Genomic DNA, 25,698 nt, shown 5'->3' with positions numbered 1-25,698 from the left:
GGGACTATCGCCAACACCCCGCCCCGATGCAAAACGGTTTCTCCGTCACCGCGGGCCACGGCGGGCTACGACGTGGAGTCGGCCAGCCGGACCGTGCTCATGATCTTCTGGATCGTCGCGTCCGGCAGCTCGTCACCGACGCCCTCGGCGCCGTACAGGACCCAGCTGACGAAGTCGCCCTTGTCGTTCTTGAAGGAGAAGGCGATGGACTTGCCGTCCGTCGTGCACTTGCCGGTCTTCTTCACGCCCAGCGCGGTGGCCGTCGCCATGTGCCCGGTGAGCCCGGACGCGCTGGTGTAGGGCACCGCCTTGGTCGCCTTGACCGTGCCCTTGGGCTCGGTCTGGGCGTACGCCGCCCACACCCAGCTGCCGGCCGCGTTGTACGCCGCGTCCGCGGTGTCCTTGGCGCCCTGTGCCCCCTTGGTGCCGGTGCCGCTCAGGGTCCAGGTCTCCTGGCGGCCGTCCTTGTCGGTGTCGTCCGTGCACCATTCGCTCTTGAAGTACGCGGGCGAGGTCATCACCACCGCCGGGCTGCCGTCGCCCTTCTTCACGTCGTCGAAGGCGGAGATGGCGCCGACCTTCGAGACCTCCCACTCCGGCGGGACGTCGAAGAGCGTGCCGTACTTGGGGTTGGAGACGACCTTCCAGCCGGGGATGGTGGGCTTGGCCGCCGAGGAGCCGTCGCGCGGATTCTCGATCGCGGACGGGCTGGAAGCGGCGGGCGCGCTCTGCGAGGGCTTGGCGTCCCCGCCGGCCTCCACCTTCTTGTCGTCGTCCTTCAGCACCAGGAAGCCCGTGACACCGGCGGCCACGACGACGGCGGTCGCGGCGACGATCGCGATGACCGTCGTCTTCTTCTTGTCGTCGCCGCGCGGCGGCACGGGCGCGCCGGGCGGCTGCCCGGGCACGGCGTACTGCGGCGCGGTCGGCTGCTGGTAAGGGTTGGGCTGTGCGTACGCGTTCGGCTGCATCGGCTGTGCCGGCTGCTGGTACGGGTTGGCCTGCGGCGGCTGCCCCTGCGGGGGTTGCGCGTGCGGCGGCTGCTGCGGATAACCCGGCTGCTGGTACGGGTTCTGCTGCGGATACGCCGGCTGCTGGTACGGGTTCTGGTCCTGCGGGTTCTGCTCGCCCCCGGGCGGCTGCTGTCCTGGCCACATGGCGAGTAACCATAGAGGGGCCGGGGTGCCGGCTGCCACGCGCGCCCCCCCGGCCATGGGTTCCCGTACTTGCTACCGCCTGGTAACTTCGGTCCATGTCCGAGACCCAGCCGAACATCGGCGAGATGCTGCTGGCCACCGTTCCCATGGCCAAGACCCTGAACCTCGAGGTCGTCGAGGCGACCACCGAGCGCGCTGTGCTGCGGCTTCCCGACCAGAGCGACTTCCACAACCACGTCGGCGGCCCGCACGCGGGGGCGATGTTCACGCTCGGCGAGTCCGCGAGCGGCGCCATCGTCATCGGCGCCTTCGGCGACCAGCTGGGCCGGGCCGTGCCGCTCGCCGTCAAGGCCGAGATCGCCTACAAGAAGCTGGCGATGGGCCCCGTCACCGCCACCGCCACGCTGGGCCGCACCAAGGCCGAGGTCGTCGCCGAGCTGGACGCCGGTCAGCGCCCCGAGTTCCCGGTCAACATAGAGATCACGCGCGAGGACGGCGCCGTCACCGGCGAGATGACCATCACCTGGACCCTGCGCCCGAACGCGTAACGCACCTCCACACCTCCACGCGTGCGCACGCGCGCGCGTGTGGCCGCCCCCGCACCCCTCTTCGGGTGCGGGGGCGGCCCTGTCTGACCCGGTGTCAGGCGAGTCGTCCCGCATAGTGCGCTTATGTCACAAGAGTCGGAAACCGTCACCCGGAGAACCACCCTCCGCCTGCTCACCGGAGCCGTCACCGCCGCGGCCGTCACCACCGGAACGCCCCTCTCCGGCCCGGCCCCCGAGGCCCGGGCCACCCCCCGGCACAGCCGCGTCGACGAACTGCTCGCCCGGCTGAGCCTCGACGAGAAACTCGGCCTCCTGCACGGCGCGAAGGACCCGGAGAACCTCGGACAGGCCGGTTACGTCCCCGGCGTCCCGCGCCTCGGCATCCCCCCGCTGCGGCTGGCCGACGGCCCCGCCGGCGTACGCCTCAGAACGGCCCGCGCCACCGCCCTGCCCGCGCCCGTCATGCTGGCGAGCACCTTCGACCCCGCCCTCGCCCGGGAGTACGGCCGGGTCATCGGCCACGAGGGGCGGGCGCTGGGCCAGGACGTCCTGCTGTCGCCCATGGTCAACCTGATCCGCACCCCGTACGCCGGACGGAACTTCGAGACCTTCTCCGAGGACCCGCTCCTCTCCGCCGACCTCGTCGCCGAGGAGATCCGCGGCATCCAGGGCGAGGGCCTGATCGCCACGGTCAAGCACTTCGCCCTCAACAACCAGGAGACCGACCGCACCACCGTCGACGTACGGATCGGCGAACAGGCCCTGTACGAGACCGAACTGCGCGGCTTCGAGGCCGCCGTCGCCGCCGGGGCCGGAGCGGTGATGGGCGCCTACAACAAGGTCGACGGCCTCCACGCGTGCGAGAACCCGGCCCTGCTCACCGGCATCCTGCGCGAACGCTGGGGCTTCGACGGCTGGGTGATGAGCGACTGGGACGCCACCCACAGCGCCGCCCCCGCCCTCCGCGCGGGCCTCGACATGGAGATGCCCGCAGGCCGCTGGTTCGGCGAACCCCTGCGCCGCGCGGTGCGCGACGGCACCGTGCCCGAGGCCACCGTCGACCGCGCCGTACGGCGGATCCTCACCATCATGGAGCGGTTCGGACTCCTCGACGGCACGGCCCCGGCCCGCCCCGCCCGGGACGCCGAGGCCGGCGCCCGGGTCGCGTACCGCGTCGCCGTGGCGGGCGCGACCCTGCTGCGCAACGCCCCGCGCGACGGGAGCGCCACCCTCCCGCTCGCCGGCCCAGCCACCCGCTCCCTCGCCGTCATCGGGCCCACCGGCGCGCTGCCCTTCGCCGGCGGAGGCGGCAGCGCCCACGTGGTGCCCGACCGGGCCGTGAGCCCGCTCGAAGCCCTGACCACCCGCGCGGGACGGGGCGCACGCGTGACGTACGCCCTCGGCGAGGACCTCTACGGCAAGCCGCTGCCCGCCACGTCCCCGGGCGCCCGCTTCGAGCGCCAGAGCGTCCGGGCCGGCGAGACGTGGACGTACGAAGGGACGCTCACGGTCGACGAGCCCGACGAGTGGACGCTCCTCATCCACTACAGCGGCGAGCGGCCCCGGGTCGTGCTGGACGGCCGCGAACTCTTCCCCCGGCGGGACGCCATGACCGAGCTCTTCGACGGCTTCGGCCTGGCGGCCACCGCTCCGGACGGCCTCAGGGTGCGGCGTACCACCCTCACCCTCGCCGCCGGACGCCACTCCCTCCACGTCACCGCGAAGGGCGGTGCGAAGGGACAGGTCTTCCGGCTCCGCCGGATCACGTCCGCCACGCGCGCGGCGGACGTGGCCGAAGCCGTGCGCACCGCCCGCGCCGCGCACAGCGTGGTGCTGTTCGCGTACGAGGACGCCATCGAGGGCCGCGACCGCGCGACGCTGGCGCTGCCCGGCCACCAGGAGGCCCTGATCGGCGCGGTCACCGCCGCCAACCCCCGTACCACCGTCGTGCTCAACACCTCGTCCGCCGTCACCATGCCGTGGCTGGAGAGGGCGGGGGCGGTGCTGCAGATGTACTACCCCGGCCAGGAGGGGGCCGCCGCGACCGCCGCCGTCCTGTTCGGCGACAGCGACCCCGGCGGCCGGCTCACCCAGACCTTCCCCGCCTCCGACTCACGCCACCCGACCGCCGGCGACCCGCGCCGCTACCCCGGCGCCGACGGCGTCGCCGAGTACGCGGAGGGCGTCAGGACGGGGTACCGCTGGTACGACGCGGAGGGCGTGGAGCCGCTGTTCCCCTTCGGGCACGGGCTCTCGTACACCACCTTCGCGTACGCGGGGCTCGTGGTGACGCCTGCGCGCGGGGGCGGCCTGACGGCGAGCTTCACCGTCCGCAATACCGGCTCGCGCACCGGCGTCGCCGTCCCCCAGCTGTACGTCGGGCCCTCGCCCGACCTGGCCCTGGACCAGGCTCCGCTGGTGCTGGTGGGCTACCGGCGCCTGGAGCTGCGGCCCGGCCAGGTCCGCCGCGTCACCGTCCCCATCGCCCCCCGCACCCTGTCCTGCTGGGACCCGGCGCGGCACGCCTGGGTCCTCGGAACCGGAACCCGCACCGTACGGCTCGGGGCGTCGGCCCGGGACCTCCGGCTCACCGTGCGGGCGAGGGTGCTCGCCCTGTGAGGCGGTAGGCTGCCCGGGCGTGCGCCGCCGCCGCGCCGCGCCGCACGCCCGGGCAGCCCGATCGAGGCCGCCGCAGCCCATCAGCAGATCCACGATCCGCGGACGCACGATCCGCGGGTCCACGATCCACGGATCCACACGGAGGAGCCGGCGTTGCACGTCCAGGAGTGGCTCGAGACCGTCCCACCGCTCAGCATCTACCTCCTGGTGGGGGTGGTGATCGGGCTCGAGAGCCTCGGTATCCCGCTGCCGGGTGAGATCGTCCTCGTCAGCTCGGCGCTGCTGGCCTCGCAGCACGGCGACATCAACCCGTACGTCCTGGGCGCGTGCGCCACCGCCGGAGCGATCATCGGCGACTCGATCGGGTACGCGATCGGCCGCAAGGGCGGCCGTCCGCTGCTCGCCTGGCTCGGCGGCAAGTTCCCCAAGCACTTCAGCGAAGCCAACATCGCCCTGGCGGAACGGTCCTTCGAGAAGTGGGGCATGTGGGCCGTCTTCTTCGGCCGCTTCGTGGCACTGCTGCGGATCTTCGCGGGGCCGCTGGCCGGTGTGCTCCGCATGCCGTACTGGAAGTTCGCCATCGCCAACGTCTTCGGCGGCATCCTCTGGGCGGGCGGCACCACGGCCGTCATCTACTCGGTCGGCGTCGTCGCCGAGGCCTGGCTCAAGCGGTTCTCGTGGGTGGGGCTCGTCCTCGCCGTCGTCATCGGCCTGACGTCGATGCTGATCCTCAAGAGCCGCGCCAAGAAGGCGGCGGCCCAGGCGGAGGCCCGCGCCGCCGCCGAGGGCCCGGCGGCTCCGGCGACTCCGGTGGCCCCGGAACCGGTCGCCGTCGACTGACCGGCCGCTCCAGGCGCCCGCGACCGGATGGGCCGGCTCGACCGGGCGGGTCCGCTGGGCCGGGCGGGTCCGCTGGGCCGGCTCGACCGGGCGGGTCCGCTGGGCCGGCGCGATCGGTCGGGCCCGGCGCGCCGTCCCGCCCGCGGCGGCTCAGCCCTCCGGCACCTCACGGTGGGCCCGCGCCAGCTCCAGGTACATCGCGGCGTTGAGCTTGATGCCCTCCCGCTCCTCGGCCGTCAGCTCCCGCTTGACCTTCGCCGGGACCCCCGCGACCAGCGAGCCGGGCGGGACCCGCATCCCCTGGGGGACCAGCGCCTGGGCCGCGATCAGCGAGCCGGCGCCGATGTGGGCCCCGTTCAGGACGGTGGCGCCCATGCCGACGAGGACGTCGTCCTCGACCGTGCAGCCGTGCAGGACGGCGTTGTGGCCGACCGAGACCCGCTCGCCGACGGTGACCGGGAAACCGGGATCCACATGTACGGTGCAATTATCTTGGATGTTGCTGTCGGCGCCCAGCGTGATCGGCCCGAGGTCCGCGCGCAGCACGGCGTGGTACCAGACGCTCGACCCGCGGGCCATCGTCACCTCGCCGACCACGACGGACGTCGGTGCGGCGAAGGCCTCCGGGTCGACCTTCGGTTCCTTGCCGCCGACGCCCGTGATCAACGCCCGCTCTGCCATCGCCTGCTCCCTCGGATGCTCATGTGCTGTGGGTCGCGCCAGGGGGAACCGTAAGCGACGGCCCCGGCCGGGACGACGGTGGGGCGAACATCACAGGCCTGCGTGCCGGTCGGCCGTGACCTCGCGGACTACCGTGTGCGGGTGCCGAAGAACAGAAACACGTTCTCATCGCCGGTCGCCTGGTGGCGAAAGCTCCTCTCCCGCGCGGCGCACGCCGGCTGGCGCCGGCTGCAGGAGGCCGGGGCCGTCACCGCGGAGCACCCCGGGCGGCTGCGGTTCCGCGCGCTCGGCGCCGGGACCCGGCTCGCCTTCCCCCAGGGCACCGTCTTCGGCGAGGGGTGGATCGAGCTCGGCGAGTGCTGCATCATCGCGGAGCAGGTGACCCTCACCGCCGGCATGATGCCCGGTCTGGACCTGGGCCCCGACCCCGTCCTGACCCTCGGCAACGGCGTCGTCCTCGGCCGCGGCAGCCATGTCATCGCCGACGCCCGGGTGACCATCGGCGCGGACACCTTCTGCGGCCCGTACGTCTACATCACCTCGACCAACCACAGTTACGACGACCCGCACGAGCCGATCGGCCGGCAGTGGCCGCGCAGCGAGCCGGTGGAGATCGGCCCCGGCTGCTGGCTCGGCACCGGGGCGGTGATCCTGCCCGGTGCCAGGCTCGGCCGCAACGTCGTGGTCGCCGCGGGCGCGGTCGTCCGCGGCGAGGTGCCCGACCATGCGGTGGTGGCGGGGGCGCCCGCCCGCGTCGTACGCAGCTGGGACGCCGAGAAGGGCTGGCAGCCGCCGCTGCGCACGCCCACGCCCCGGCCGATACCGGACGGCGTCACGCCGGAGCAGCTGGAGGCGCTCGCGGAACTGGCGGAACTGGGGGAGCCGGGGAAACTGGAGGAAGTCGCGGAACTGGCGGAACTGGCGGCACCGGCCGAAGCGGAAGGCCGCTGATCAGCCGGCGGCCAGCAGCACCGTGCCCACCAGCGCCAGCCCGGCGCCGGCCGCCTGCACCGCCCGCAGCCGCTCCTTGAGCACACCGCGCGCGGCGAGCGCCGTCACCACCGGGTAGAGGCTGGCCAGCACGGCGGCCACGGTGACGGGGCCGTGCTGCGCGGCGAGGGCGTACGTGCCGTTGGCGGCGACGTCCGCGAGCCCCACGAAGGCGAGGGCGGGCAGGGCCCCCACGACCACGCGTATGCCGCCGTCCTCCGAAAGGGCGCGCCCGCCCCGCTTCACGGAGGCGTACAGGGCCGCGCCGCCGACGGCCACATTGGTGACGCGCTGCACGAACAGCGCGAGGAAGAGCCCGGTGAGGGTGGTGGAGGCCTCGGAGATCAGCGCCATCACCGCGCCGAAGCCGAAGGCCGCCACCAGCGTCAGCAGCACGGCCTGCCGCCGCACCGGCGCACCGCGCAGCTCGGGCCCGCCCGCCAGCACCACGCCCGCGACGGCCACGCCGATCCCGGCGAACTGCAGCACCCCCGGCCGGTCGCCCAGCAGGAGGCCGACCGAGACGGGCACGACCACGCCGAGGGAGCCCAGCGGGGACACCACGCCCATCGGGCCGAGCGCCAGCGCCTTGTAGAAGGCGAGCATCGCCACCGGGCCGACGGCGCCGGCGGCCACCGCGTACCAGAGCTGCGGCCCCGCCTCGCTCCAGCCGCCGGTCGCGACGACGAGGGCGCCGAGGACGACGACGGCGATCGTCTGGGAGACGACGACCACGGTGAGGGCGGGGGTGCGCCGGGTGAGCAGCCCGCCGCCGAAATCGGCCAGCCCCCACAGGAGGCTGGTGGCCAGGGCGAACAGCGCTGTCATGGTGTCGTCGCCTCGCAGTACAGTGCGGTGAACAATGAAGTGCACCACACCGTAGTGCAGCCTGTTGAACTCTGTCATCCAAAATATTGGACGGAATGTGTCGGACCTCGATCAGCTCACGCAGTCGCTCGCCCGCAACCTGAAGCGCTGGCGGGGGGAGCGGGGCTTCACCCTCGACGCGCTCGCGGCCCGCTCGGGGGTCAGCCGCGGCATGATCATCCAGATCGAGCAGGCGCGTACGAACCCGAGCGTCGGCACGACCGTGAAGCTCGCCGACGCGCTGGGCATCTCCATCACCACGCTGCTCGACTACGAACAGGGCCCGCACGTACGGCTCGTGCCCCAGGAGCAGGCCGTGCGCATGTGGTCCACGGACAAGGGCAGTCACACCACGCTGCTGGCCGGCACCGAGGCGCGGGGGCCGCTGGAGCTGTGGTCGTGGGTCCTGATGCCGGGCGACGTCCACGCCTCCGACCCGCATCCGGGCGGGACCACCGAGCTGCTGCACGTCACGGCCGGGGAGCTCACCCTGGTCGTCGACGCCGTCGAGCACCGCGTACCGACCGGAACCTCCGCCGTCTTCGAGTCCAACGTCCCGCACGCGTACCGCAACGACGGGGACGAGCCGGTCGAGATGACGATGGCCGTCTCCGTCCCGCCCGCCCGCTGAGCCCGTCCTTCGAGACGGTCAAACGTCCCTCGCCGCACCGCTGTTAGCGTCCGGCGCATGCGCGCACCCATCGGAGACTTCGACCACGCCCGCCCCGCCCCCGACTGCCTCGACGAGCTCACCGCACCCGTCGCCGCCGCCGTACGCGCGTGGCGGGGACAGGTGCCCGCCGAGCGGCTGCTGTACGTGGACACCGACCCGGCCATCGCCGACACCGCCGCCTTCGTCGCGCACCACGGGCAGGACCTGCTCGACACCTCCGCCAACTGCGTGGTCGTGGCGGGCAAGCGGGGCGGCGAGAGCTCGCTCGCGGCCTGCGTGGTGCTGTCCTGGACGCGCGTCGACGTCAACGGCGTCGTCCGCAGGCACCTGGGCGTCCGCAAGGCGTCCTTCGCGCCCATGGACACCGCGACGGGCGGGACCGGCATGGAGTACGGCGGGATCACACCCATCGGCCTGCCCGGCGACTGGCCGCTCCTGATCGACTCCGCCGTCGTCGACCGCGAGTGGGTGCTGCTCGGCAGCGGCCGCCGCCGCGGCAAGCTCATCGTGCCCGGCAAGGCCCTCGCCGACCTGCCGGGCGCGGTGGTCCTGGAGGGGCTCGGGGCGGTCCCCGCCGCGAGCTGAGCCCCCCGCCCTCAGCCGAGCTTCGGGATCTCGATGGCCGGGCAGCGGTCCATCACCATGTCGAGGCCGGCGGCGCGCGTGCGCGCGTAGGCCTCCCGGTCGATCACGTCCAGCTGGAACCAGACCGCCTTGGCGCCCTTGGCCACGGCCTCGTCGGCGATGCCCCCGGCGAGGTCGCTGTTGACGAAGACGTCCACGACGTCCACGGGGAAGGGGATGTCCGCGAGCGACGCGTACCCCTGCTCCCCGTGGACCGTCTCCGCCTTCGGATGGACGGGCACGATCCGCTTCCCGAAGCGCTGGAGCACGGCCGCGACCCCGTACGCCGCGCGGGAGCGGTTGTTGGACAGTCCGACCACCGCCCACGTGTCCCCGGACTCGGTCAGGATCCTGCGGATGGTCTCGGTCTCGGACTCGCTCTGCACGCTCTGCCTCCTGTGGTGCCTGTCTGTGTACGTCTCTGAGTGCGCCAACCCCCCTCCGGTGCGATTCCTTCCCCGCGGACGGCCCCGCATAGGGTGGCGGGATGCAGGAGCAGTACCGGACGGTCGCCCGCGAAGGCGTGCACGAGACCGAGATCAACCGCTCGCGCTTCCTCTGCGCGCTCGCGCCCGCCGCGACCGAGCAGGAGGCGCAGGACTTCGTCGCACGCGTGCGCAGGGAGCACCCGACCGCCACCCACAACTGCTTCGCGTACGTCATCGGCGCCGACGCCGCCGTACAGAAGGCAAGCGACGACGGCGAACCGGGCGGCACCGCCGGTGTGCCCATGCTCCAGATGCTGCTGCGCCGGGAGGTGCGGTACGTCGCCGCCGTCGTCACCCGCTACTACGGCGGGGTCAAGCTCGGCGCCGGCGGACTGATCAGGGCGTACGGCGGTGCCGTCGGCGAAGCACTGGACGCCCTCGGCACCGTCACCCGGCGCCGCTACCGGCTCGCCACCGTCACCGTCGACCACCAGCGGGCCGGGAAGCTGGAGAACGACCTCCGGGCGACCGGGCGGGCGGTGCGTGACGTGCGTTACGCCGAGGCCGTCACCATCGAGGTCGGCCTGCCGGACGCCGATGTCGGCAACTTCCGTGCCTGGCTCGCGGATGCGACGGCCGGGACGGCGGCGCTGGAACTGGGCGGCGAGGCGTACGGAGATGCCTGAAGCGGCACGCGTTGTCAGAGCACACCGTTAATCTCAGGGCCCATGAGACTCCTGCACACGTCGGACTGGCACCTGGGGCGGTCCTTCCACCGCGTCGGCCTGCTCGACGCCCAGGCGGCGTTCCTCGACCACCTGGTGGCGACGGTGCGCGACCGCGACGTGGACGCGGTGCTGGTGGCGGGGGACGTCTACGACCGGGCGGTGCCGCCGCTGCCGGCCGTCGAGCTGTTCGACACGGCGCTGCACCGGCTCGCCGAGGCCGGCGTACCCACCGTGATGATCTCCGGGAACCACGACTCGGGGCGCAGACTCGGCGTCGGCGCGGGACTCATCGGACGCGCCGGGATCCACCTGAAGACCGACCCGGCCGGGGTCGGCACCCCGGTGGTGCTGGCCGACGCGCACGGCGACGTCGCCTTCTACGGGCTGCCGTACCTCGAACCGGCCCTCGTACGGGACGAGTTCGGGGCGAAGAAGGCCGGCCACGAGGCCGTCCTGTCCGCCGCCATGGACCGGGTCCGCGCCGACCTCGCCGGGCGGCCCGCCGGCACGCGCTCCGTCGTCCTCGCCCACGCCTTCGTCGCGGGCGGCGAGCCGAGCGACAGCGAGCGGGACATCACCGTCGGGGGAGTGGCGGCCGTCCCGGCCGCCGTCTTCGACGGCGTCGACTACACCGCCCTCGGGCACCTGCACGGCAGCCAGACGATCACCCCGCGCGTGCGGTACTCCGGCTCCCCGCTCGCGTACTCCTTCTCCGAGACCGACCACCGCAAGACGATGTGGCTCATCGACCTCGGCCCGGACGGGGGGATCACCGCCGCCGAGCGGATCGACTGCCCGGTACCGCGCCCCCTCGCCCGCGTCCGCGGCCGCCTCGACGACCTGCTCGACGACCCCGCGCTCGCCCGCCACGAGCGGTCCTGGATCGAGGCCACCCTCACCGACCCGGTCCGCCCGGCCGAGCCCATGGCCCGGCTCGCCGCGCGCTTCCCCCACACCCTCAGCCTCGTCTTCGACCCCGACCGGCCCGACGACGAACCCACCACCTCCTACGCCCAGCGCCTGCGCGGCCGCAGCGACCAGCAGATCGCCGAGGACTTCGTGGCGCACGTACGCGGCGGAGCGGGCCCCGACGCACCGGAGAGGGAGGCGTTGCAGCGTGCCTTCGAGGAGGTACGGGTCGACATGGAGCGGCGCGAGGTGACCGGATGAGGCTGCACCGGCTGGACATCACCGGCTTCGGCCCCTTCGGCACCACCCAGACCGTCGACTTCGACGCCCTCACCGAGGCGGGACTGTTCCTGCTGCACGGGCCGACGGGCGCCGGCAAGACCTCCGTCCTCGACGCCGTCTGCTACGCCCTGTACGGCGCGGTGCCCGGCGCCCGGCAGGGCCCCGGCGGCTCGCTGCGCAGCGACCACGCGCCGGCCGGGACGGCCACCGAGGTCGTGCTCGACCTCACCGTCGGCGGCCGCAGGCTGGAGATCACCCGCAGGCCCGAACAGCTCCGCCCCAAGAAGCGCGGCTCCGGCTTCACCAAGGACAAGGCCCAGTCCTGGCTGCGCGCATACGACCCCGAGCGCGGTGCCTGGGAGGGGCTGAGCAAGTCCCACCAGGAGATCGGCGAGGAGATCACCCAGCTCATCGGCATGAGCCGGGAGCAGTTCTGCCAGGTGGTGCTCCTGCCGCAGGGCGACTTCGCGCGCTTCCTGCGCGCCGACGCCGAGGCGCGCGGCAAGCTCCTCGGCCGGCTCTTCGACACCCGGCGCTTCGCCGCCGTCGAGGAGCACCTCGCCGGACTGCGGCGCGTCGCCGAGCAGCAGGTGCGGGACGGCGACGAGCGGCTCCTGGGCCTCGCCCACCGGATGGCGCAGGCGGCGGGACCCGCCGCCGCGGACTGGCCCGCGCCCGACGGCAAACCCGGCGACCCGGGGCTCGCCGACTCCGTGCTCGCCTGGGCCGCCGTCGCCCGCGCGGGGGCCCGCGAGGCGCTGGACGTGGCCGCGTGCGCGCTCGCCGCGGCCGAGAGCAGGCAGGCCGCCGCGCGCCGCGCCCTCGACGAGGAGCGCGAGCTCGCAGCAAGGCAGCGGCGGTACGAGGACGCCGTGCGCCGCCGCGAGGAGCTCGAACTGCGGCGCCCCGAGCGCGACGCCTGGCAGGCCCGGCTCGACCGGGCCCGCAAGGCCGAGCGGGTGGCCGGGCCGCTGAGCCTGCGCGACGACGCCGAGCGGGCGCACCGCGCCGCACACGCCGCCCACGCGCGGGCCGCGGCCTCACTCTCCGCCGCCGGGCTGGCGCCGGAGCTCGCCGACGCGGGCACCGAGCACCTCACGGCGCTGGCCGGACACCTGAGCCAGGAGCTCGGCGGCCTCGAGCACGCCCGCCTGGCCGAGCGGCGCGGCGCAGAGATCGCCCGCGAGCGCGCCGAGCTGGAGCGCCAGGCCCGCGCCGACGAGGACACCCTGCACGACGCGGACGCCTGGCTGGCCGGCTGGGACATCCTGCGCCGCACCCTCCAGGACGGCGTCGAGGCCGCCCAGGAGGCCGCCACCCGCGCCGAGCACCTCGCGGGCCGCCTCGACCCCGCGCGCCGCCGCCTCGCCGCCGCGCGCCGCCGCGACGCCCTCATACGCGACGCCGAGGCCGCCGGGTCCCGCCTCGCGGCCGCGCGCGAGCAGGCGAACGACGCCCACGAGACGTGGCTCGATCTGCGCGAGCGCCGCCTGCGGGGCATCGCCGCCGAACTCGCCGCGGGGCTCGTGGACGGCGACCCCTGCGCCGTCTGCGGCTCGCCCGACCACCCCGCGCCCGCCCGCGCCGCCGACGACCACGTCGACCGCGCGGCGGAGGACCGCGCCTACGCGGCGTACACCCACGCGGACGAGAACCGCTCCGCCGCGGAGCGCGATCTCGCCGTGGTGCGGGAGGCGCTGACGGCCGCCCGCGCCGAAGCCCTGGCGGGCGCGGAGGGCGACGCTGAGCCCACGGTCGGCGAGCTCGCCACGGCGGTCGAGCGGCTGGAGCGCGCGTACGACGAGGCCCGGGCCGTGGCCGGCGGCATGCACGCCGCCCGCGAGAGGCTCGACCGGGAGGAGGCGGAGCACCGGCGGCGCCTCGACGTACGCCGCCAGGTGGAGCGCCGCGCCGCCGCGCGCACCGCGCAGCGCGAGGCCCTCGACCGTGCGCAGGCCGACGTCGACGCCGAACTCGCGCGCGTGCGCGGCGTCGACGGCACCGGCGGCGTCGCCGAGTACGCCACCCTCCTGGAGCTCAGGATCGCCCGCCTCACCGAGGCCGCCGAGGCCGTACGGGCCGCCGAGGACACCGCCCGGCGCCTCAAAGAGGCCGACGACCGGCTCGCCGACGCGGCGTTCCGCGCCGGGTTCGACACCCCGGACGCCGCGGCCGCCGCGCTGCTCGACGACGTACGGCAGCGGGATCTCCAGCACCGGCTGGACGACTGGCAGGCCGCGTCCGCCGCGGTGGCCGACCGCCTCGCCGAGCCGGAGACGCGTGCCGCGGCCGAGCGCCCGCCCGCCGACCCGGACGCGGCGCGGGCCGCGCTGGCCGACGCCGACCGCGCCCTGCGCGACGCCGCCTCCACGCTCGACGCCCACCGCGACCGGTGCGCCCAGCTGGCCCGGCTGTCCCGGGAGGCGGACGCCGAGGTCCGCCGGCTGGGACCGCTGCGCGAGGAGTACGACCGCGTCGCGCGGCTCGCCGGACTCACCGCCGGTACGTCCGCGGAGAACGAGCGCAGGATGCGGCTGGAGTCCTACGTGCTCGCGGCCCGGCTCGAACAGGTCGCGGCCGCGGCGACCGCCCGCCTCCAGCGCATGTCCGCCGGCCGCTACACCCTGGTCCACTCCGACGCCCGCGCCGGCGCCAAGCGGTCCGGCCTCGGGCTGCACGTGGTCGACGCCTGGACGGGCCGTGAGCGCGACACGGCCACCCTCTCCGGCGGCGAGACGTTCTTCGCCTCGCTCGCCCTGGCGCTGGGCCTCGCCGACGTCGTCACGGACGAGGCCGGCGGCGTACGCCTCGACACGCTCTTCATCGACGAGGGCTTCGGCAGCCTCGACGACCAGACCCTCGACGAGGTGCTGGACGTCCTCGACTCCCTGCGGGAGCGGGACCGCAGCGTCGGCATCGTCAGCCACGTCGGCGACCTGCGCCGCCGCGTCCCCGTCCAGCTGGAGGTCGTCAAGGAGAGGGCGGGCTCCCGGGTGAGGCTGCACACCGGCGGAAGCGGCCTCGGCGGCTGAGGGACCTCGCCGGTGACGGGGCTCGGCTGCCGACCGGCTACGGCTGCCGACCGGCCTCAGGGCTGATCGGTCTCAGCGGCTGATCGGGCGGCGCGGCAGCGGCGACGAGTAGACGACGCTCGTCGTCACCGACCCCAGCGCGGCGATCTTTCCCGATATCTCCTCGAGGTGCGTCATGGACCGGGCGGCCACCTTCAGTACGAAGCAGTCGTCGCCCGTGACGTGGTGGGCCTCCAGGACCTCCGGCGTCGTCTCCAGAAGGTCGTGGAACGGCTTGTAGTTGCCGTGCGGGTAGCGGAGCCGGACGAAGGCCAGGATGGGGAGTCCCAGCCTCTCGCGGTCGACCACCGCCGTGTAGCCGCTGATCACCCCGGCCTCCTCCAGCCGCCGCACCCGCTCGGTGACGGCGCTGGCCGACATGGAGACCGTGCGCGCCAGCTCGGCGAAGGTGGCCCGGCCCTGGTCCTGAAGAGCGGTCAGAATGCGCCAGTCGGTGGCGTCCGGTGAATATCCCGTCATGGACGACGAATAACAGGGGAATCACCGGCCGATCAAGACAAGCTCCGGGGATTGTCACTTCATCGAGATGATCATCGCGCCGTAGATTCTCTGCCATGACGACGACCCAGACCACCAGCGCCCCCGCATCCGCCGCGGCCCCCGCCGCCAACGCCGTCCTGCGGGTCCCCCCGGCCTCACCCGCCGCCGCGGCCGCGTACTTCTCCGCCAGCCTGGCCTTCCACGCCGACGTGTCGGACGTGGCCTCCGCGCTCGCGGCCGGCGGCGACCCCGGCTTCGTCGTCCTGGACTCCCGCTCCACCGTGTCCTGGGACCAGGGCCACATCCCGGGCGCGGTCCACCTGCCGACGGCGCTCATCCCCGAGCAGGCCGAGCAGCTGCTCGACAAGTCCGTGCCGGTGGTCACGTACTGCTGGGGCCCCGGCTGCAACGGCGCCACGCGCGCGGCGCTCGCCCTCGCCGAACTCGGCTACCAGGTCAAGGAGATGCTGGGCGGCTTCGAGTACTGGGTGCGCGAGGGGTTCGCGTACGAGACGTGGGAGGGCCCCGCGCGGCGCGACGCCGACCCGCTGACCGCCCCGATCGACGCCGACGACTGCGGCTGCTGACCGAGGCGCCCGGCCCCTGGGGCGCCCGGCCCGGCGCCCTCCGCGAGAACGCCGCGGCGCCGGGGGCCGGGCGGAGCTCAGAGCCGGGACAGCTCGTCCACCAGGTCGTCCAGGCCCAGCGGCCCCTGCGACAGCGCCGCCATGTGCCACTTCTTCGCGTCGAAGGCGGCACCGTGCGCCCTGCGGGCGTTCTCCCGGCCCCGCAGCCACGCCCGCTCGCCCAGCTTGTAGCCGATGGCCTGCGCGGGCACCGACAGATAGCGGGTGAACTCGCTCTCCACGAACGCCGGTGACCTGCTGCTGTGGCGCTGGAAGAACTCCTGCGCCAGCTCCGGCGTCCACCGCTCACCCGGGTGGAACGGCGAATCCGCCGGGATCTCCAGCTCCAGGTGCATGCCGATGTCCACGATCACACGGCACGCCCGCATCATCTGCCCGTCGAGGTAGCCGAGCCGCCGCTCCGGGTCCGGCAGGAAACCCAGCTCGTCCATGAGCCGCTCCGCGTACAGCGCCCACCCCTCCAGGTTGGCGCTCACCCCGCCGACCGTCGCCTGGTAGCGCGAGAGCTGGTCGGCCACGTGCGCCCACTGCGCGATCTGGAGGTGATGCCCCGGGACGCCCTCGTGGTACCAGGTCGACACCAGGTCGTACACCGGGAACCGGGTCTCGCCGTCGACCGGCAGCCAGGTCCGGCCGGGGCGTGAGAAGTCCTCGGACGGACCCGTGTAGTACGCCGCGGCGGCGCTGCCGGGCGGTGCGATCCGCGACTCCACCCTCCGTACCCGTTCGGCGAGTTCGAAGTGGGTGCCGTCCAGCGCCTCGATCGCCTCGTCCATCAGCTCCTGCAGCCAGACCCGTACCTCCTCGACGCCCACGTGGGAGCCGTGCTTGTCGAGGTGGGCGAGCGCCTCCCAGGGGCCGGCGCCCGGCAGGATCCTCTCCGCCTCGGTCCGCATCTCGGCGAGGAGCCGGTGGTACTCGGCCCAGCCGTACGCGTACGCCTCGTCCAGGTCGAAGTCGGCGCCGGTGAAGTAGCGGGCCCAGCGGGCGTAGCGCTCGCGGCCCACGGTGTCGGGCGAGCCCTCCACCGCGGGGGCGTACACGTCGCGCATCCAGTCGCGCAGCTCGGCCAGGGCCCGGGTGGCGCCGCGCGCCGCCGCGTCCAGCTCCGTGCGCAGCGCGGTGGGTCCGGCGGTGACGAACTCCTCGAACCAGCCGGTCCGGCCCCCGTCGCGGCCCGTCCACTCGGTGAGCTGCCCGACGACGGTGGCCGTGGCGCGCGGACCGCCCTTCAGGCCGCGGTCCAGCCCTGCCCGGAGCGACTCACGGTAGCCGTCCAGCGCGGCGGGCACGGCGCGCAGCCGCTCGGCGACCGCCGCCCAGTCCTCGTCCGTCTCCGTCGCCATCACCGTGAAGGCGATGCGGACGCTGTGCGCGGGCGAGCGCAGGTTGCTGACCGCGCACAGCCCCTCCCCGGCCTCGTGGACGGCGAGCTCCGCGGTGAGCCGCTCGCGCAGCAGGCGGGCGCAGCGCCGCTCGGCGTCGCTGTCCGCCCCGGGCCGGCGTTCGGCCTCGTCGAGCCGGGCGAGGGTGTCGCGGGCCAGCGCGGCGAGCTCCTCCTGTCCGGCGGGCGAGAAGTCCGGGAGGAGCCCGGAGCTTTCCCTGACGCCCAGGTACGTACCGGTGATCGGATCGAGTGCGACCAGGGCGTCGACATACGCGTCGGCCACCTGGCGGGGGAGAGCGCTGCTGGAGGTCTCTGGCATGAAGCCATCCTGGTATGCCGGCGGCCTCGGCGTCACCCTCATCCGTACCTAGTCGGCTGACAAATGAGCGCTCGTCGCGCTCGCCGTGGCCGGCAGCAGCGGCCCGCACTCCCACTGCTGGAAGATCAGCCGCGTCTCCACCCGCGCCACCTCGCGCCGCGACGTGAACTCGTCCAGTACGAGTCGCTGCAGGTCAGCGGGGCCCGCGACGGCCACGTGCACCAGGTAGTCGTCCGGTCCCGTCAGATGGAACAGCGCCCGGGACTCCGGCAGGGCGCGGATCCGCTCGACGAACGGCCCGATCAACTCGCGCCGGTGCGGGCGCACCTGGACCAGCAGGAGCGCTTCCAGGCCGCGCCCGAGTTTGGCCGGATCGAGCCGCAGCCGGTGCCCCAGGATGACGCCGGTGCGGCGCAGCCGTGCCACCCGGTCGAGGCAGGTGGAGGGGGCGACGCCCACCTCGGCGGCGAGTTCGCGGTACGTGGTCCGGGCGTCGTTCTGCAAAAGGCGAAGTATGTGCAGATCGACCGTGTCCAGTACGACAGATTCGGCCATGCGGCGAACGTAGCACGGGGTTATCCGCCGTCTCCCCGGAATGTGTTCACAGTGCGGTCCATGGATGCCATGGACCGCACCGCCGCGATCGAGCCCCGCACCCCGTGGGCGCCGGCCACCCAAGCCGTGCACGCCGGGCGCGAAGACCTCGCCGCCCTGGGCCTGCACGCCGTCCCCCTCGACCTGTCCACCACGTACCCCTCGTACGACGCGAGGGCGGAGGCCGCGCGGATCGACGAGTTCGCCGCAACCGGCGCCCTCCCGGACGGACCGCCGGTCTACGCCCGGCTCGACAACCCCACCACCGCGCGCTTCGAGACGGCGCTCGCCCGGCTGGAGGGCACGCAGAGCGCCGTGGCGTTCGCCAGCGGCATGGCGGCCCTCACCGCCGTCCTGCTGGCCCGGGCGAGCGCGGGCCTGCGCCATGTGGTCGCCGTACGGCCCCTGTACGGGTGCAGTGACCACCTGTTCACGGCCGGGCTGCTCGGGACGGAGGTGACCTGGACGGACCCCGCCGGCATCGGCGACGCGATCCGGCCCGACACCGGTCTGGTGATGGTCGAGACCCCCGCCAACCCCACGCTCGCCGAGGTCGACATCCGCGCCGTCGCCCACGCCTGCGGAGAGGTGCCGCTCCTCGTCGACTCCACCTTCGCCACCCCCGTCCTCCAGCGGCCCGCCGAGCACGGGGCGCGGATCGTGCTGCACAGCGCCACCAAGTACCTGGGCGGGCACGGCGACGTGCTCGCGGGTGTGGTGGCGTGCGACGAGGAGTTCGCCGGGCAGCTGCGGCGGATCCGGTTCGCCACCGGGGGCGTACTGCACCCGCTGGCCGCCTATCTGCTGCTGCGGGGGCTGTCCACGCTGCCGGTGCGCATGAGGGCCGCGTCGGTGTCCGCCGCCGAGCTGGCCCGCCGGCTGGCGGTCGATCCGCGGATCGCTCGGGTGCACTACCCGGAGATCGGCGGCGCCATGGTGTCCTTCGAGGTGTACGGGGACCCGCGGGACGTGATCGCCGGAGTGCGGCTGATCACGCCCGCGGTGAGCCTCGGCAGCGTGGACACGCTGATCCAGCACCCGGCGTCCATCAGTCACCGCGTGGTCGACGAGACGGACCGGCGCGCGGCCGGGGTGAGTGACCGGCTGCTGCGGATGTCGGTCGGCCTGGAGGACGTCGAGGACCTGTGGCGGGATCTGACGGAGGCGCTCAGCGCCGCGCCTGTCCGTGGCCCTCGCCGGAGCGGTGGACGGGAGCGGAGCTCGGAGCGCCGTTCGGGGCGCCCGGGGCGTCCAGCCGCGCGGTGATCACCAGGGTGCCCTCCTCGATCTGGTAGTCGAGGGGCAGGTTCAGCCCCCGCATGGCGGCGACCATGCCGGTGTTGGACGACTGCGTCACGGCGTACACGCTCGCGCAGCCGGCTTCGACGGCGAGCTCGACCAGGCGGCGCAGCAGCTCGGAGCCGATGCCGCGGTGCTGCCACTCGTCCTCGACGAGCAGGGCGACCTCCGTCTCGTCGCCGTCCCACAGCAGGTGGCCGAGGGCGACGAGGCGGCCGGACGCCGTCTCGACGGCGAGGGTGCGGCCGAAGCGGGGGCTGAGGAGGTGGTCGAGATAGCGGTCGGCGTCGCCGACCGGCCCGTGGTAGCGCAGTCCGAGCGTGCGGTCCGAGCAGCGGTCGTGCATGGCGCGTGCCGCCCGCAGGTCGCTCCGGTCGGCGCGGCGGACGGTGATCTCGTTGCCCTCCGGAAGCGTCAGCACGTCCTGCCCGCGGGGGATGCGCGGGCCGAGGCGGGCGTCGAGCTCCACGAGCGCGCGGGCGCGGGCGAACTCGGTGGGCGTGAACGGCAGGTAGGGGCGCTCGATCGTGATCACCCCGCCGTTCGGGTCACGCAGCCGCATCACCCTGTCGCCGTCCTCCAGCGCTCCTTCCACCGGGGCGGTCGCACCGGTGGGGCGGCCGGACAGCGAGACGGCGGGTACGGAGTGGATGGTGCACCGGCCGAGCAGCCGACGCAGGGCGAGGGGCAGTTCGGCGGCGTCGAGCGCGGTACGGGTGGCCAGGCCCAGCACCCGCGTCGGGGTGTCGACCAGATCGTGCGCGTCGGCGCGCTCGATCCAGGTGGAGGTGCCGCCCGCCGCGGCGGCCTCCCGGGTGAGTTCGGCCGCCGGGAGCGAGGCGGGGGCGCGGAGCAGGAACTCGTCCACCGTGCCCTCGGCCAGCGGGTGCGTCTGGAGGGTGAGGATGTCGACGCGGAGTCGGGCGAGCGCCGTGCACAGGGCGGCGAGGCTGCCCGGCTCGTCGCGCACGGTGGTGCGCATCCGCCACAGCGCGGAATCCTCGGGGGTCGTCGCCCCGGCCGGTTCCGGGGCGGCGGACACGGCGGACAGGGCGGGCGCCGTGCCGCCGCCGGTATCAAGGCCGCCCTCGGCCGGCGGCGCATGGCTGTGGCGCCGTGCCCACCAGGTGTGGAACGCCGCCGTGGCGATCAGGACGACCGCCGAGACGGCGAGGAGGTACGGCCCTTCGGGGCCGTGCGCGATGGTGTTCGCCACCGCGTCCGCGACGGCCACGGCGGTGAACAGGGCGGCCAGTTCGACGAGGTCCCGCCGCCAGTGGTGGTGGCGGTGCTGGCGGCGGGCGCTCTTCGTAGCGGTCACATCAGTCATGGCATCACTGTGACCCAGCGGTGTTGCGTGATCACGAACCCTTTGTGACTGATGGGTTAAGCATGGATCTGGTGCTTTAACGACCACTTTCCGCCGTTTCTGGCGTGGACTGTTCGACCGGATGTACGGGGGAGTCCGGCGTCCTCGCCAGGGCCTGCGCGAGCCGCTTCGCCTGCGTGACGAGCTGCGACGAGCCGCGGCGGGCCGCCAGCGCGTCCAGCCCCGGGACCGTGACGCGGGCCGACACCGCACCGCACCGCTCGACGCAGTCGGCGGCGACCGCCAGTATCTCGCCCAGCCCGCGCACCGGTTCACCGCCGTCGACCAGGCCGGGCAGCGCGCTCGCGAGCACCGCCCATGTGGTGGCGTACGCCCCGGTCGCCGCGGCCGTACGCGCCGAGTCGGCCAGCCGGTTGGGCTTGACCGTGCCGATGCGCACCAGCTCCGCCAGGTCCCGGCCGAGCCGCGCCGCGTCCAGCTCGCCGCGCGCCGCCAGCACCAGGAAGGCGTCGACCGCCACGAGCCGGTCCTCCGCGTGCCGCGCACCCAGCCCGGTGGCCAGCGCGAGGTGCAGCGCGGGCCCCGCCTCGCCGCCGGCCTCGGCGAGCGGCGCGAGGAACCAGGTGCCGCCGCGCATCTCGTCGTCGGCGGCCGTGGAAGCCATGGGCAGCAGCCATGTCGCCAGCGTCTCGCGGTCCTCCGGCAGCACGGCGGTCCAATGCGGCTCCCCGGTCATCCAGCGATGGCAGCCGCCGGTGCCCGCCGTGACACGCCCCAACCAGTGGAACGCCGGCGGGAACTCCCGCTCTACGACGGGACGCTCCCGAGGAGTCAGTACGATCCGCCGCACCAAGGCGTGCGACCAGTGCCCCGAGTGGAAGCTCCGCTTCTCGGCCTCCACCACGCCGCGCAGCGCGGGCGCCGGTGACTTCTCGGACGTCAGCCACCGTGCCAGGCGCTCCCCCTCCCTGGTGCCCAGCCGTGCGGCTGCCTCGGCCGCCTCCGCCGCTCCCGGCGCCGTCCGGCGTACCCGCAGCAGCGCCTGAGCGAAGTCGACCTCGCCCGGCCGGGCGCCAAGGCGCTCGTAGCCGCGCAGTCGCTCGACGAGCTCACCCGGGTCCACGGCACCGGTGTGCCAGGTCGGGGTGGCCAGCAGGTACGGCACGGGACACCGCAGCATCGTCAACGCCGCCTCCTGCGCCCGGCGGACCGGGATCCGGTCCAGGCTCCGGTGCACGCACGCCTGCGTCCCCCCGGCCCGCAGCTCGGCGTGCAGGCGCCCGACCGTCACGCGCTCGACCACCGCCGCCACGACGAGGTCCACCGGCTGCAGGTACTCCATGAGGTTCCGCTTGTCGCGCTCGTACCACCACAGGTCCGCGACCAGCGGCAGCAGCGCCTCACGCAGCGCGTCGAGGTCCCGGTACGCGAACCGCACCAGGCCGTCCAGCGCGCGCTCGACGCCCAGGACGTCGTCGCCCGCCTTCAGCAGGACCGCCACGTCCTCCACCAGCTCCGGCAGGCTGTCCGCCGCCGGGGCCACGCGCCGCGCCTCCGGCGCCGGAGGCAGGAACTCCTCGTACGGCTCCGCCTCCCCGTCCCCCTCCGCCGGGAACGCCTCGCCGAACACCTCGGCCGCCGCGGCCCGGTGCACCGGGCTCAGCAGAGCGGCCGCCCCGGCCAGCTCGGCACGCGTCTCCTCGCCCACGCCGGACAGATGGCGCCCGACGAGCTTCAGCGCCCGCTCCTGCACCCCGGTGTCCGCATGGCCGAACGCCTCGGTGACCGCGGGCAGCAGCTCCGCCGCCGCGTCCGCGCCACCCTGCCGCAGCGCCTTGCCCAGCAGGACCAGTTGCGCCCGCACCAGCTTCTTCTCCGTACGGAACAGCACCGACCCCGACACCTCGGCCAGCTCCCGCGCCGACAGGTCACCCGCCGCGGACAGCCGCGCCAGCACCTCCTGGGCGTGCGCCGCCACGATCGACGGGCCGTCGGCCGCCATGCCCATCCAGTCGGCCTTGCGCACCCGCTCCTCATCGGCCGTCAGCCGCAACCGCCGCAGCAGGTCCAGGAAGAACCGGACGGCCCCCGGCTTGGCCCCGCGCAGCAGCCGTGCCACACAGGCGTCGACGAGCACGCCCCGCTCCACCACGCCCTCGTCGGCCAGCGCCACGAGCCCGGCCTGCCAGTCGTCGGAGCGCCACGACAGCGTGCTCGGCAGCTCTGTGGTCTCGAAGAGGCGGGGAACCAGCACCGGCGCATACGGGTCGGTGCGCAGCGCGGGCAGGACGCCCTGCTGGGCCACCGCGTCCGACCAGCCGTGGACGTACCCGTCCGTCACCGGAACCGGGCAGTCGGCGAGCCGGACGAGCTCGTGGACCAGCGGGTAGTCCTCCTCGGCCGTGGCGGGCCTTCCGGCGAGCCGGTGCGCCACATCGCCCAGCCACCCCGCCTCCCGGTCCGCGAGCAGGTCGAGCAGCATCCCCGTCGGCAGCCGCTCCCAGTCCCGCAGATCGCGGGCGCCGATCCACGCGGCCGCCGCCGCGGCCCCCGTGTGGCAGCCCGCGCCCGCCACCAGCAGCGCACGCGAGATGCTCCGCCGCTCCTCCCAGCGGTCCCAGTCCCAGCCGCGCAGTTCCTTGCGCAGCTCCTTCAGTTCCGCGAGCGCCGCCTTGCGCCCGGCGGGGTCCAGCCCCTTCACCAGGGCCGGCACATCGTCCCGCCGCCCCTCGCGCACGGCCTTCAGCAGTTCCTCCACCGCCTTCATCGGGCACCTCCGGCGACCGCCAGGGCGCCACGGCGGACCATCCTGACCGCCAGCGCGTGTTTGCACGGCCCCCGCCTGCCCCGGTAGTCCGCCCACCACTGGCACGTACAGCTCAGCACGCCACCCTCCGACCGCCGCACCTGGTAGCGGCGTTCACCCGAGGACACCAGCGCCAGGCCCTCGTCCCCGGAGAGCTCGACCGCGCCCGACGCGACCAGTGCCCGTGCGGCCACCAGCCGCGGGTTGTGCCGCTCCGCGCGGCCCGCGTCGTACGGCAGCTCACGGTGGAAGTACGCGGCGTCCGCCACGTCGTAGCCCACGCGGCCCGCCGTGCCCAGCCGCGTCAGCGCCGCCCGCACCCGCTCCACCGACAGCCCGGCCTGCGCGGCCAGGTCGGCGAGGTCGATCCGCGGCTCCCACGCCAGCAGCACCGACACCAGCTCGGCGTCCTGCGCCGCCTCCTCCGTGGCGAGCGCCTCCAGCACCCCGCCCTCTCCGGAGAAGCCGCGCGAAGCGTCCGGGGACAGGGTGAGCGTCAGCCGCATCCCGGGCAGCGCCACCTCCCAGGCGCTCGCCGTCGCGGCCCCGTCCGCCACCGGCCCGTACACGCGCAGCGCCGTCGCGTGCCGCAGCACCCGCTGCAGCGCGACCAGCCGCTCCGGACCCGGCAGGCACACCGCGCCCGGCACCGGCCGCGTCGTCGGCCGCAGGGTCTTCCCGGCCGGCACCACCCACAGCGGCCCGCGCCCGGAGCCGCCCGCCGTCCGCGGCAGCGACCGCAGGAACCGTACGGCCTCGGCGGCGGACAGCTCCGCGCGCAGGTCGAACCCGGCGCACGCCACCTGGGCCTCGGCGAAGCCCCGCAGCCAGCGGTCCGGCAACGGCACCTTCTTCTCCACCACCGCGCCGCCGAGCGTCGTCACGGCCAACTCCTCGGGCCCGACGCGCAGGTGCAGCGGGTCCTCGCCGGTCAGCCGGGAGAGCGCCTCGCGCAGCGGGTTGTTGACGTCCACATTGGTCGTGCCGTGCCCGGTCTCGGCGCCGTCGAGGCCCTCGCTCAGCACGTCCAGCCGCGCGTACACCCCGCCGCAGCCCGAGAACGACTCGAAGCGCAGCCGGTCGCCGTTCCCCGTCACCACCGGGTCCAGCGACGCCGGTCGCAGCCGCTGGAAGTACCGGGCGGCCGCGACGTCCGCGACCGCCAGCAGGCCGCGCGCCGCTATCTGCGGCGACGTCACGAAACCGGAGAAGAAACGGGGATGGGCCTCGGCGCCGGCGGGCGTCAGCCCGCCCGACGTCTCCAGGCCGAGTAGCCGTCCGGCCTGAGAGGACTCCAGGGCGGACGGACGGGAATAGGCGAGTGCCTGCACGGATCGCGTCATGGAGAAGACGGTAGGACCCACCACTGACAATCGCCCCGGCCGAACTCCCGCCCCCGGTCCAGGCCTCAGCGCCGACGCGGTGAGCGGACCCCCTCCGCCGACGCCCGTCCACCGTCGGCGTTCTCGCGGGGCGGCTCAGCGGCGGCTCCCGTCCAGCAGGACGCGCGCGACCAGGGCCGGGTCGTCGCTCATCGGCACGTGCCCGCACCCCGGCAGGCTCACCAGCCGGGCGTCGGCGATGGCGCGCTTGGCGCGGACGCCCTGCCGGCGCAGCAGCAGCCGGTCGCGGGTGCCCCAGGCGATGGTGACCGGCACACCCGGCACGTCGTGGGTGAACAGGACGTCGCGCCCCGCGGTGAGCGTCGGGTGGAAGCCGGACGCATGACGCAGCGCCAGCGTCTCGGCGACGACCGCCTCCGGTGACCGCCGCCCCGGGTGGGCGTAGACGGTGCTGGTCAGTGCCGCCCGCCCGGCAGCGGACCGTGACATCCGTTCGATCACCGGCAGGGGGAGGGACTCGGCGCCCGTCCGCATCGCGCGGAGCGTCCCGAAGGCGTACCGCCGTTCGCTCTCGTTCCAGAACCCCGCCGGGGCCAGCGCCGTCACGGACCGCACGCGCCTCTCGCGCCCCAGTTCCAGGGCGAGCAGCCCGCCGAGGGAGTTGCCCGCCACGTGCGGACGGTCGACGTCCAGGGTCTCGCACAGCATGCCCAGCACCCGGCCCACCGTGGGCAGGTCGTACGGCAGCCCGTCGGGCAGCGCGGGCGAGGAACCGAAGCCCGGCAGGTCGACGGCGATCACGTCCCGTTCGGCGGCCAGGATGTCGAGCACCGGCTGCCACGCCTGCCAGTGGTGCCCGATGCCGTGGAGCAGGAGCAGCGGCTGGCCCGAACCGGCCCGTTCGTACTCGAGCGTCACTGTGCGGGGCCCCTGGAGGGACTCGACGGTGAACGAGACCTGTCCGGCCATGCTGGCTGCACCTGCTCCCTGCCTGGGCGCCCTGTCGACGACGCTGTCAGCAACCATTACCGTTCGGTAGTGTTCAGTTCAAGGGG

The 25,698-nt window shown here is 74.4% G+C and carries 22 protein-coding genes; 11 read left to right on the top strand and 11 right to left on the bottom strand.

Annotated features, from left to right (window positions below; translation table 11 throughout):
• Window positions 1-65: 65 nt before the first annotated feature.
• Window positions 66-1,157, bottom strand: coding sequence for a hypothetical protein (locus AB0A69_RS15040; RefSeq protein ID WP_361420595.1), 1,092 nt, complete (start codon window positions 1,155-1,157; stop codon window positions 66-68).
• A 95-nt stretch (window positions 1,158-1,252) separates the two neighbouring features.
• Between AB0A69_RS15040 and AB0A69_RS15035 the strand changes: the two genes are divergently transcribed.
• From AB0A69_RS15035 to AB0A69_RS15025, 3 genes are all read left to right on the top strand, one after another.
• A complete protein-coding gene (locus tag AB0A69_RS15035; protein WP_361420592.1) occupies window positions 1,253-1,705 on the top strand; it encodes a DUF4442 domain-containing protein in 453 nt (150 codons plus the stop codon).
• Window positions 1,706-1,828: 123 nt separating this feature from the next.
• The gene (locus AB0A69_RS15030; protein WP_361420589.1) at window positions 1,829-4,324 is read left to right on the top strand and encodes a glycoside hydrolase family 3 N-terminal domain-containing protein; all 2,496 of its coding nucleotides are present in this window, start codon (window positions 1,829-1,831) and stop codon (window positions 4,322-4,324) included.
• A 153-nt stretch (window positions 4,325-4,477) separates the two neighbouring features.
• Window positions 4,478-5,164 (top strand): DedA family protein, encoded by a 687-nt coding sequence (locus AB0A69_RS15025; protein WP_361420586.1) that lies wholly within the window; start codon window positions 4,478-4,480, stop codon window positions 5,162-5,164.
• Between the two features lie 150 nt (window positions 5,165-5,314).
• Here the strand turns inward: AB0A69_RS15025 and AB0A69_RS15020 are convergent, their stop codons facing one another.
• A complete protein-coding gene (locus AB0A69_RS15020) occupies window positions 5,315-5,845 on the bottom strand; it encodes a gamma carbonic anhydrase family protein (protein ID WP_361420583.1) in 531 nt (176 codons plus the stop codon).
• Window positions 5,846-5,986: 141 nt separating this feature from the next.
• On the opposite strand from AB0A69_RS15020, the gene AB0A69_RS15015 reads away from it, so the two are divergent.
• On the top strand, window positions 5,987-6,796 hold the full coding sequence (locus AB0A69_RS15015; RefSeq protein ID WP_361420580.1) for a DapH/DapD/GlmU-related protein: 810 nt from the start codon (window positions 5,987-5,989) through the stop codon (window positions 6,794-6,796).
• Here AB0A69_RS15015 and AB0A69_RS15010 read toward each other — a convergent pair whose 3' ends face one another.
• Window positions 6,797-7,663, bottom strand: a complete 867-nt coding sequence (locus AB0A69_RS15010; RefSeq protein WP_361420813.1) for a DMT family transporter — start codon at window positions 7,661-7,663, stop codon at window positions 6,797-6,799. It lies immediately after the preceding gene.
• Window positions 7,664-7,760: 97 nt separating this feature from the next.
• Between AB0A69_RS15010 and AB0A69_RS15005 the strand changes: the two genes are divergently transcribed.
• Window positions 7,761-8,333: an XRE family transcriptional regulator gene (locus AB0A69_RS15005; RefSeq protein ID WP_361420577.1), complete on the top strand. Its 573-nt coding sequence runs from the start codon at window positions 7,761-7,763 to the stop codon at window positions 8,331-8,333.
• Between the two features lie 57 nt (window positions 8,334-8,390).
• Window positions 8,391-8,960: a YbaK/EbsC family protein gene (locus AB0A69_RS15000; RefSeq protein ID WP_361420574.1), complete on the top strand. Its 570-nt coding sequence runs from the start codon at window positions 8,391-8,393 to the stop codon at window positions 8,958-8,960.
• Window positions 8,961-8,971: 11 nt separating this feature from the next.
• On the opposite strand, the gene AB0A69_RS14995 is transcribed toward AB0A69_RS15000, so the two are convergent.
• Window positions 8,972-9,385, bottom strand: a complete 414-nt coding sequence (locus AB0A69_RS14995) for a CoA-binding protein (RefSeq protein ID WP_361420571.1) — start codon at window positions 9,383-9,385, stop codon at window positions 8,972-8,974.
• Window positions 9,386-9,486: 101 nt separating this feature from the next.
• Between AB0A69_RS14995 and AB0A69_RS14990 the strand changes: the two genes are divergently transcribed.
• Genes AB0A69_RS14990 through AB0A69_RS14980 form a run of 3 tightly spaced genes read left to right on the top strand, consistent with a single transcriptional unit; the run spans window position 9,487 to window position 14,378 of the window.
• Complete coding sequence (locus AB0A69_RS14990; RefSeq protein ID WP_361420568.1) at window positions 9,487-10,113, top strand: YigZ family protein; 627 nt, start codon at window positions 9,487-9,489, stop codon at window positions 10,111-10,113.
• Window positions 10,114-10,155: 42 nt separating this feature from the next.
• Window positions 10,156-11,325 (top strand): exonuclease SbcCD subunit D, encoded by a 1,170-nt coding sequence (locus tag AB0A69_RS14985; protein WP_361420565.1) that lies wholly within the window; start codon window positions 10,156-10,158, stop codon window positions 11,323-11,325.
• Window positions 11,322-14,378: an SMC family ATPase gene (locus AB0A69_RS14980; protein ID WP_361420562.1), complete on the top strand. Its 3,057-nt coding sequence runs from the start codon at window positions 11,322-11,324 to the stop codon at window positions 14,376-14,378. The genes AB0A69_RS14985 and AB0A69_RS14980 overlap by 4 nt, the downstream gene beginning before the upstream one ends.
• A gap of 72 nt (window positions 14,379-14,450) precedes the next feature.
• Here AB0A69_RS14980 and AB0A69_RS14975 read toward each other — a convergent pair whose 3' ends face one another.
• A complete protein-coding gene (locus tag AB0A69_RS14975; protein WP_361420559.1) occupies window positions 14,451-14,897 on the bottom strand; it encodes an Lrp/AsnC family transcriptional regulator in 447 nt (148 codons plus the stop codon).
• Between the two features lie 95 nt (window positions 14,898-14,992).
• On the opposite strand from AB0A69_RS14975, the gene AB0A69_RS14970 reads away from it, so the two are divergent.
• Window positions 14,993-15,505, top strand: coding sequence for a rhodanese-like domain-containing protein (locus AB0A69_RS14970; protein ID WP_361420556.1), 513 nt, complete (start codon window positions 14,993-14,995; stop codon window positions 15,503-15,505).
• 77 nt (window positions 15,506-15,582) lie between these two features.
• Here AB0A69_RS14970 and AB0A69_RS14965 read toward each other — a convergent pair whose 3' ends face one another.
• Both AB0A69_RS14965 and AB0A69_RS14960 read right to left on the bottom strand, forming a co-directional pair.
• Window positions 15,583-17,271: a DUF885 domain-containing protein gene (locus AB0A69_RS14965; RefSeq protein ID WP_361420553.1), complete on the bottom strand. Its 1,689-nt coding sequence runs from the start codon at window positions 17,269-17,271 to the stop codon at window positions 15,583-15,585.
• A 48-nt stretch (window positions 17,272-17,319) separates the two neighbouring features.
• Window positions 17,320-17,826 carry an Lrp/AsnC family transcriptional regulator gene (locus AB0A69_RS14960; RefSeq protein WP_361420550.1) on the bottom strand — a complete coding sequence of 169 codons (507 nt, stop codon included), beginning with the start codon at window positions 17,824-17,826 and terminating at the stop codon, window positions 17,320-17,322.
• A gap of 60 nt (window positions 17,827-17,886) precedes the next feature.
• Here AB0A69_RS14960 and AB0A69_RS14955 point away from each other — a divergent pair, with 60 nt between their 5' ends.
• Window positions 17,887-19,131 (top strand): PLP-dependent transferase, encoded by a 1,245-nt coding sequence (locus AB0A69_RS14955; RefSeq protein ID WP_361420547.1) that lies wholly within the window; start codon window positions 17,887-17,889, stop codon window positions 19,129-19,131.
• Here the strand turns inward: AB0A69_RS14955 and AB0A69_RS14950 are convergent.
• From AB0A69_RS14950 to AB0A69_RS14935, 4 genes are all read right to left on the bottom strand, one after another.
• Window positions 19,034-20,494: a GNAT family N-acetyltransferase gene (locus tag AB0A69_RS14950; RefSeq protein WP_361420544.1), complete on the bottom strand. Its 1,461-nt coding sequence runs from the start codon at window positions 20,492-20,494 to the stop codon at window positions 19,034-19,036. The genes AB0A69_RS14955 and AB0A69_RS14950 overlap by 98 nt on opposite strands.
• Window positions 20,495-20,570: 76 nt before the next feature.
• A complete protein-coding gene (locus tag AB0A69_RS14945) occupies window positions 20,571-23,261 on the bottom strand; it encodes a DUF6493 family protein (protein ID WP_361420541.1) in 2,691 nt (896 codons plus the stop codon).
• Window positions 23,258-24,643, bottom strand: a complete 1,386-nt coding sequence (locus tag AB0A69_RS14940; RefSeq protein WP_361420538.1) for an SWIM zinc finger family protein — start codon at window positions 24,641-24,643, stop codon at window positions 23,258-23,260. The genes AB0A69_RS14945 and AB0A69_RS14940 overlap by 4 nt, the downstream gene beginning before the upstream one ends.
• A gap of 135 nt (window positions 24,644-24,778) precedes the next feature.
• Window positions 24,779-25,612, bottom strand: coding sequence for an alpha/beta hydrolase (locus tag AB0A69_RS14935; RefSeq protein WP_361420535.1), 834 nt, complete (start codon window positions 25,610-25,612; stop codon window positions 24,779-24,781).
• Window positions 25,613-25,698 lie beyond the last annotated feature (86 nt).

The sequence above is a fragment of the Streptomyces sp. NPDC045431 genome (genome assembly GCF_040646655.1).
GTDB lineage: Bacteria > Actinomycetota > Actinomycetes > Streptomycetales > Streptomycetaceae > Streptomyces.
This window is presented reverse-complemented; position numbering and strand designations above follow the sequence as displayed.